The sequence below is a fragment of the Pseudomonas sp. QD4 genome, from assembly GCF_049199125.1.
Classification (GTDB): Bacteria; Pseudomonadota; Gammaproteobacteria; order Pseudomonadales; family Pseudomonadaceae; genus Aquipseudomonas.
Map to the genome: position 1 here is coordinate 22736 of NZ_JBLZOM010000015.1, position 7360 is coordinate 30095.

Below are 7360 nucleotides of genomic sequence, written 5' to 3' on the forward strand. Positions count from 1 at the left end.
TAGTCAATTTTCTATTTATTATGCTGATTATTAGCCACGCTTATTATCAAGCCCCTGCCCTTCCCAGAGCCTTCGACCATGTCCGACCGCCTGCTCAATGACCGCCTGGACTGGAACCTGCTGCGCACCTTCCGGGTGATCGGCCAGGAACTGAGCATCAGCCGCGCCGCCGCCCGCCTGCACCTGACCCAGCCGGCCGTGAGCCAGGCCCTCAAGCGCCTGGAAGAACAACTCGGGCGCCAGTTGATCGCCCGCCGAGGGCCGCGCTTTGCCCTGACCGAGGTCGGCGAGCAGATCTTTCAACTGGCCGGGGAAATCTACGGCCAGATGTCCCAGGTCAGCGGCGTCCTCGAACAACCCGCCGACGAGGTGATCGGCAAGGTGCGGCTGCTGATGATCAGCCGGATCTTTTCCGATCGCTTCGATGACTTCCTTGCCGGTTTCCATCGCCAGCACCCACGGGTGGACCTGGAAATCGAAGTCATGCGCAGCTCGGACATCGTCAGCGCCCTCCAGGAAAAACCCGCGACCCTGGGCCTGAGCCTCAATCGACGACCACAGCCCCGCCTGGAACAGCGGCTGTTCCTGCGGCAGCGTTATGCGTTTTTCTGCGGCCGGCACCATGCCCTGTTCGGCCAGCAAGCCGTGGCCGAGGGCGATTTGCAGCGTGAGAACTTTGTCAGCTTCACCAGTGACCAGATCGGCGGCATGCTCTCGCCGCTGACCATCTTTCGCGATCAGCAAGGTTTCAGCGGGCGCATCGTCGCCTCGTCACCGAGCCTGGAAGAAGTGCGGCGCCTGGTGATTGCCGGCTTCGGCATCGGCTGCCTGCCGGAGCATGTGGTGGCGGCCGACGTCGAAGCCGGCCTGTTGTGGCGCCTGCCGCCACACGAAGGCATTGCCGATGTCGACATCCACCTGCTGTGGAACCGCGAACAACGCATGAGCCGTGCCGAGACCCTGTTTATCGACAGCCTGCAACAGAGCCTCGAACCTCAGTAACCCAGCGTCAGGTCGACCCGATTCAGCAGCGGTTCATCGGCCTGCAGGCGGCGCAGGTTTTCCGCCACCTGTTCGGCGATGCAATCGTGGGACGCGGCCGAGGCCATGTGCGGGGTGATGGTCACTGCGGGCAGGGTCCACAGCCGATGCTTGGGCGGCAGTGGCTCCTCGTCGAACACATCCAGCAACGCCCCACGCAACTGCCCGCTGGCGAGGGCCTGCTCCAGGTCATCGGCATTCAGGTGCGCGCCGCGCCCACAGTTGACCAGCGCCGCCCCCGGCGCCAGGCGGGCGAAGGTGGCATGACCGAGAATCCCACGGGTTTCCGCGGTCAGCGGCAGCAGGTTGATCAGCAGTTCGACGCCGTCGAGAAATGGCGCCAAACCCGCCGCCCCGGCAAAACTCTCGACGCCCGGCAACACCTTGGCGCTGCGCGCCCAGCCGCGCACGCTGTAGCCGGCGGCGGCCAGGTCCAGGGCAATCGCGCTGCCCAGGGAACCCAGCCCCATGACCCCGACCCGGTACTCGGCGGCAACCCGTTGCAGTGGCCGTTGCCAACGCTGTTCAGGCTGTTGCCGCAGCACCTGGTCAAAGCCGCGGTGATAGTGGATGGCCGCCCAGCGCACGTATTCGGTCATGCCCTGGCGATGGCCCGGGTCGACCACCCGGCACACCGGCAAGTCCGGGCATTCGGGATCGTGCTGCAGGTGATCGATGCCCGCCGCCACCGAGTGAATCACCTGCACATTGGGCAAGGCCCGCAGGCTGCCGGCGGGCGGAAACCAGCAGGCGGCGATCTGCGCCTGGGCGGCCTGGGGATCGTCGGCCAGCAGCACCTTGAGCTGCGGCGCACGGCGGGCAAAGGCCGCTTGCAGCTGTTCGAGCAACAGCCCATCGCGGGATAACAGCACCACGCTACTCATGACAGGTAAGACTCGCGCTGGGACTCGATTAGCGTAAGGGCAGCGTGCCAGGCCAGTTCGATAATGTTGTCGGCTTCATCGCGGTCGAATTGCTCGGCGGTGTGGGCGCAGACCTCGGGCGACGGGTAATTCAACTCGCAGCCACCGGCCAGTGCCTGCACCTGGGCCTGGCAGGCACGCTCCAGGAAGTGGATCTCCTGAAACGCATGGGCCACCGTCGCGCCCCCCACCAGCAAGCCGTGGTTGCGCAGGATCATGGCCTTGTGCGGCCCCAGGTCGGCGATCAGGCGCTCGCGCTCATCCAGGGACAGGGCGATGCCTTCATAGGTGTGATAGGCCAGCCGGCGGTAGAACTTCAGCGCATGCTGGCTGATCGGCAACAGGCCCTGCTTCTGCGCGGCGACCGCCATGCCGGCGGCGGTGTGGGTGTGGATCACGCAGTTGAGATCGGGTCGCGCCATGTGGATCGCGGAATGGATCACAAAGCCCGCAGCATTGACCCGGTGCCCGGCGTAATCCGGGTCGACGATGCGGCCGTCCTGGTCGATACGCACCAGGTCGCTGGCACGCATGCGGTCGAAAATGACCCCGTAGCGATTGATCAGGAAGTGATGCTCGGGCCCGGGGATGCGCAGGGTGATGTGGGTGTCGATCAGGTCGGTCATGCGAAAGTGCGCGACCAGCCGGTACAGCGCCGCCAGCTCGCAACGGGCCTGCCATTCAATCGGGTTCATGTGTTCAGGTTTGCTCACGAATACACCTCTTTTCGAGCGGGGTGGGCGTCATTGCCGGCACGGAGCCGGGCCAGGCCGCAGACGCCAATCAGGGACAGTGCCGAGAGCAGGCTGAAGTACACCGCCAACGGCAACCATTGTCCGGAAAACTTGCTTGCCAGCAGCGTGCCGATCAGCGGCGTGCTGCCACCGGCAATCGCGCAGCTGAGCTGGTAGGCGATGGAAATGCCCGAGTAGCGCAGGTGCACCGGGAATGCCTGGGTCATGTAGCCGGCGATCACTGCGTACAGCGCGGAGAGGATCACCACCGCCACCGCGATGCCGAGGGTCATCAGCACGATGTTCTGCGTCCCCACCAGCACGAACATCGGGTACGGCGTGGCCATGCACAGCAGGGCCACCAGTTTCAGGAAGCGGCCCTCGCCCATGCGTTCGGCGAGCAACGCCGACAGCGGTTGCGACAGCAACTGGATCACCGTCACCAGGAACAGGCAGTCGAGAATGGTCGAGCGGGCAATGCCCTGGTACTGGGTGACGTAGGTGATCATGAAGGTGTTGGTGAAGAAGAACCCGGCCGAGCCGATGGTCACCGCCGCCGCGGCAAACAGGATCTGCCGCCAGCAACTGCGCAGCACTTCCATCACCGGGTATTGGGCGGTTTCATTGTTGTCCCGGGCCTTGGCGAACTCCGGCGACTCATGGACCCCGGAGCGGATCATCAGCCCAACCATCATCAGCACACCGCTGGCCAGGAACGGCAGGCGCCAGCCCCAGTCGAGGAAGTCCTGGGGCTCCAGGCTGGTCACCAGGCGAAAGGCAATCAACGCCAGCAACAGGCCCGCCGGGCTGCCCAGTTGGGCGAACGAGGCGTAGAAGGTCTTGCGCCTGGCCGGAGCATGTTCGCTGGCCATCAGCACTGCCCCGCCCCACTCGCCTCCGACCGAGATGCCCTGGATGATGCGCAGCACAATCAGGCTGATCGGTGCCCAGATACCCACGCTGGCATAGCTCGGCAGCAAGCCGATGCCAGTGGTGGCCAGGCCCATCAGGGCCATGGTCACCAGCAGCATCTTTTTGCGTCCTAGGCGGTCGCCCAGGTGCCCGAAGACCATGCCCGCCATGGGCCGCGCGATAAAACCCACGGCAAAGCTGCCAAACGCAGCCAAGGTGCTCATCACCGGGTCAGTGCTGGGAAAGAACACTTGCCCGAGTACCAGCGCCGCCGCCGTGGCGTAGATGTAAAAATCGTAGAACTCGATGGTGGTGCCAATAAAGGCAGCCGCCGCGGCTCGGCGCGGCTGAGGGGTGGTGTGCATGCAAGGACCCTGTATTTGTAGTTTTTTGGGCAGGTACTGAAGAACTAATCCGGGTGGCGCTCTGTGGCGCTTGTGGGCTTTATCACCGCCGTGCCAGGATTAGTCAATTTTCAAATCCTTATCTTTACTATTAGCCTTGCTACTACCTGGAGGGGCGATGCCCACTGCCAACCCTGTGGCCAACCCTTGGGTCGGTCGCCGTTTTCTCAACGATCGGCTGGACTGGAATCTGCTGCGTACCTACCTGGTCATTGGCCAGGAAGGCAGCATGAGCCGCGCCGCTGCGCGCCTGCACATCACCCAGTCCGCCGTGAGCCAGGCCCTCAAGCGCCTGGAGGAACAGCTCGAGTGTGTGCTGATTGCGCGCAGTGGACGGCGCTTCGAGCTGACCGAAACCGGCGAGGAAGTGCTGCGCATTGCTGCCGATATCTACGGTGATATCTCGCGCCTGGGGTCAGTGGTGGAGAGCCGCCATGACGATCTGGTGGGCAAGGTGCGCATCCTTACCGTCAGCGGGGTGCAGGCCCAGCATTACGACGAGTTCCTCGCCGACTTTCATGAAACCCACCCCAAGATCGAGTTGGAAGTGGACGTCATGGGCAGTTCGGACATCATCAGCTCGCTGCTGCAAAAGACCGCCACCCTGGGGTTGGGCCTGTGTCGCCTGCCCCAGCCACGGTTAGAGCAGCGGGTGCTGTTCCGCGAGCGCTACGCCTACTTCTGCGGCCAGCGCCATCGGCTGTTCGGCCAGCGCGGCCTGACCCTGGAGCAACTGGCCGCGGAGCACTTTGTCAGCTTCACCAGTGACCAGTTGGGTGGCAACCTTTCGCCCTTGACCCTGTTCCGTGACCAGCAGGGTTTTACCGGCAAGATCGTCGCGTCTTCCACCAGTTTCGAGGAAATTTACCGCCTGGTGTGCGCCGGGTTCGGCATCGGCTGCCTGCCGATCCACCTGGTGCGACGTGACGTTGAGCAAGGCCTGCTGTGGCGCCTGCCGCCGGAGGAAGGGGTGGTGGATTTCGATATCCAACTGCTGTGGAATCGCGAGCAGAAGATGAGCCAGGCCGAGACTGTGTTCCTCGACAGCATCCAGCACATGCTCAGCATTCGTGAGCAGGTGCCGGGGAGCCTGATGCTCAAGTGACTCAGACGTGGGGCGGAGCCGCAGGCTTGGCCGGGCTGGCGTATTGCGGTTTCAGGTGGCCATCCTGGTCAAGCAGCCAGGCGTCCATGATCTGCCGTACCACAGGACCGGCGACGCGGCCACCGGCTTCGCCGTTTTCGATCATCACCGAAATCACGATCCTTGGATGCTCGGCCGGGGCGAAGCCGACGAACAAAGCGTTGTCCCGGTTACGCTCGCGGGTCTTGAGGCGGTTGTAACGCTCGCCCTGCTTGATCGCTACCACTTGCGCCGTGCCACTCTTGCCGGCAATCCGGTACTGCGCGCCGGCCGCTGCGGCCCGCGCAATGCCCCGCGGGTCGTGCATCACCATCTGCATGCCATGGTTGACCTGCTCCCAGTCACGCGGGTCCTTGAGCAGGATGTTCGGCATCGGGTGTTCGTCCACCGGTGCCACGCCGTCGATGGTGCGCGCCAGGTGTGGACGGTTCCAGATGCCCTTGTTGGCGATCAGCGCGGTGGCCTGGGCCAACTGCAGCGGTGTGACCTGCATATAGCCCTGTCCGATGCCGAGGATCACCGTCTCACCCGGGAACCACGGCTGGCGGCGTGTAGCGCGCTTCCAGGCCTGGGACGGCATCAACCCGGCCGACTCTTCGAACATGTCCAGGGAGACCTTCTCACCCAGACCGAACATCGCCATGTAGTCGTGCAGGCGATCGATGCCGAGCTTGTGCGCCAGGTCGTAGAAGTAGGTGTCGTTGGAGCGCATGATCGCCGCGTCCATATCCACCCAGCCGTCACCACTGTGGTTCCAGTTACGGTACTTGTGGTCGAAGTCCGGCAGTTGGTAATAGCCCGGATCGAAGACCCGGGTCGACGCTGTGACCACACCGCTGTCGAGGCCGGCAATCGCCACCTCGGGCTTGATGGTCGAGCCCGGCGCGTAGAGGCCGCGAAGAACGCGATTGAATAGCGGGCGGTCGATGGAGTCATGCAGGGCCGCGTATTCCTTGAAGCTGATCCCGGTCACAAACAGGTTGGGGTCGAAGCTCGGCTTGCTGACCATGGCCAGCACCTCGCCGGTTTCCGGGTCAAGGGCGACCACCGAGCCGCGACGATCACCCAAGGCCTCTTCAGCGGCCTCCTGGAGCTTCACGTCGAGGCTGAGCACGATGCTCTTGCCCGGAATCGGGTCGGTGTGCTTGAGCACGCGCATCACCCGCCCCTGGGCGTTGGTCTCAACCTCTTCATAGCCGACATGGCCGTGCAGCTCGGATTCGTAGAACCGCTCGATACCGGTCTTGCCGATCGACTGGGTGCCGCGGTACTCCACCGAGTCCAGGGCCTTGGCCTCTTTCTCGTTGATGCGCCCGACATAGCCGATGGAATGAGCAAAATGTGCGCCCATTGGGTAATGACGCACGAACTGCGCTTCAACGTCGAGGCCAGGCAATCGGTACTCATTGACCGCCAATACGGCGATCTGCTCCTCGGTCAGCTCATAAAACAGCGTGACCGGCACAAAGGGGTGGCGCGCCTGCTTCATCTCTTTGTCGAACAGTGCACGATCCTCGGCCGGCAAGTGCAGCAACTCGACCACTTGGTCCAGCTCGCCCTTGAGGTCGGTGGTGCGCTCGCGAGTGATGGTCAGGTTGAAACTGGGACGGTTGTCGGCCAGCACCACACCATTACGGTCATAGATCAGGCCCCGGGTCGGGGTGATCGGCAGCACGTGCACGCGGTTGTTTTCGGAGACAGTGGAGTGGTAATCGAACTCCACCACCTGCAGAAAATACAGGCGACCGACCAGGGTGCAGCTGATGGCTACGACAAACAGAGCGCAGGCCAGCAGGCGCTTGTTGACCAGGCGGGTTTCTTTTTCGTGGTCTTTGATCGGTATCGCTTCGGGCATTTCTACAGCTTCTCGTGACATGAAGGTGCGCGCGGATCCGTGCGGGTAACTCAAGTCCATTAAAAAACGAGCTGCACCATACCAAAAACTACCTGCTCACCAGGACAGGATTTCCCATACGACTGATCAATGGCAGATGGCACAGCGACAAGCTTCAAGTGGATAGCGGCAAGCGGGAGCCGAATGAGGTGCCTGCAAGGTCGTCCCCGAACAGCCTTGGCTTTCCTGCGCGCAAAAACAAAACCCCTGATTGCGTTAGCAATCAGGGGTTCTGGAATTTAATCTTGACGATGACCTACTCTCACATGGGGAAACCCCACACTACCATCGGCGATGCATCGTTTCAC

6 protein-coding genes are annotated in these 7360 nt (G+C 62.9%); 2 read left to right on the plus strand and 4 right to left on the minus strand.

The features are described 5' to 3' along the window. The first annotated feature begins 78 nt into the window (after positions 1-78). Positions 79-1002 carry a LysR family transcriptional regulator gene (locus ACOZJV_RS34510; protein ID WP_421549596.1) on the plus strand — a complete coding sequence of 308 codons (924 nt, stop codon included), beginning with the start codon at positions 79-81 and terminating at the stop codon, positions 1000-1002. Here ACOZJV_RS34510 and ACOZJV_RS34515 read toward each other — a convergent pair. The 3 genes from ACOZJV_RS34515 to ACOZJV_RS34525 are packed head-to-tail and all read right to left on the minus strand — an operon-like array spanning position 996 to position 3975. Continuing rightward, positions 996-1925 (minus strand): 2-hydroxyacid dehydrogenase, encoded by a 930-nt coding sequence (locus ACOZJV_RS34515; protein ID WP_421549597.1) that lies wholly within the window; start codon positions 1923-1925, stop codon positions 996-998. The genes ACOZJV_RS34510 and ACOZJV_RS34515 overlap by 7 nt on opposite strands. Next, entirely contained in the window at positions 1922-2677 is a 756-nt protein-coding gene (locus ACOZJV_RS34520; RefSeq protein ID WP_078473883.1) for a class II aldolase/adducin family protein, read from the minus strand. Before ACOZJV_RS34520 ends, ACOZJV_RS34515 begins: the two co-directional genes overlap by 4 nt. Beyond that, entirely contained in the window at positions 2674-3975 is a 1302-nt protein-coding gene (locus ACOZJV_RS34525) for an MFS transporter (RefSeq protein WP_421549598.1), read from the minus strand. Before ACOZJV_RS34525 ends, ACOZJV_RS34520 begins: the two co-directional genes overlap by 4 nt. A 157-nt stretch (positions 3976-4132) precedes the next feature. Here ACOZJV_RS34525 and ACOZJV_RS34530 point away from each other — a divergent pair, with 157 nt between their 5' ends. Then, positions 4133-5119: a LysR family transcriptional regulator gene (locus tag ACOZJV_RS34530; protein ID WP_078473885.1), complete on the plus strand. Its 987-nt coding sequence runs from the start codon at positions 4133-4135 to the stop codon at positions 5117-5119. A 1-nt stretch (position 5120) separates the two neighbouring features. On the opposite strand, the gene mrdA is transcribed toward ACOZJV_RS34530, so the two are convergent. Continuing rightward, the gene (gene mrdA / locus ACOZJV_RS34535) at positions 5121-7013 is read right to left on the minus strand and encodes a penicillin-binding protein 2 (RefSeq protein WP_078473886.1); all 1893 of its coding nucleotides are present in this window, start codon (positions 7011-7013) and stop codon (positions 5121-5123) included. Between the last annotated feature and the right edge of the window lie 347 nt (positions 7014-7360).

Excerpts from the sequence above, each read along its gene's own strand:
- ACOZJV_RS34510 (WP_421549596.1), top strand. The coding sequence starts at position 79 with ATGTCCGACCGCCTGCTCAATGACCGCCTGGACTGGAACCTGCTGCGC.
- ACOZJV_RS34515 (WP_421549597.1), bottom strand. The coding sequence starts at position 1,925 with ATGAGTAGCGTGGTGCTGTTATCCCGCGATGGGCTGTTGCTCGAACAG.
- ACOZJV_RS34525 (WP_421549598.1), bottom strand. The coding sequence starts at position 3,975 with ATGCACACCACCCCTCAGCCGCGCCGAGCCGCGGCGGCTGCCTTTATT.
- ACOZJV_RS34530 (WP_078473885.1), top strand. The coding sequence starts at position 4,133 with ATGCCCACTGCCAACCCTGTGGCCAACCCTTGGGTCGGTCGCCGTTTT.
- mrdA (WP_078473886.1), bottom strand. The coding sequence starts at position 7,013 with ATGCCCGAAGCGATACCGATCAAAGACCACGAAAAAGAAACCCGCCTG.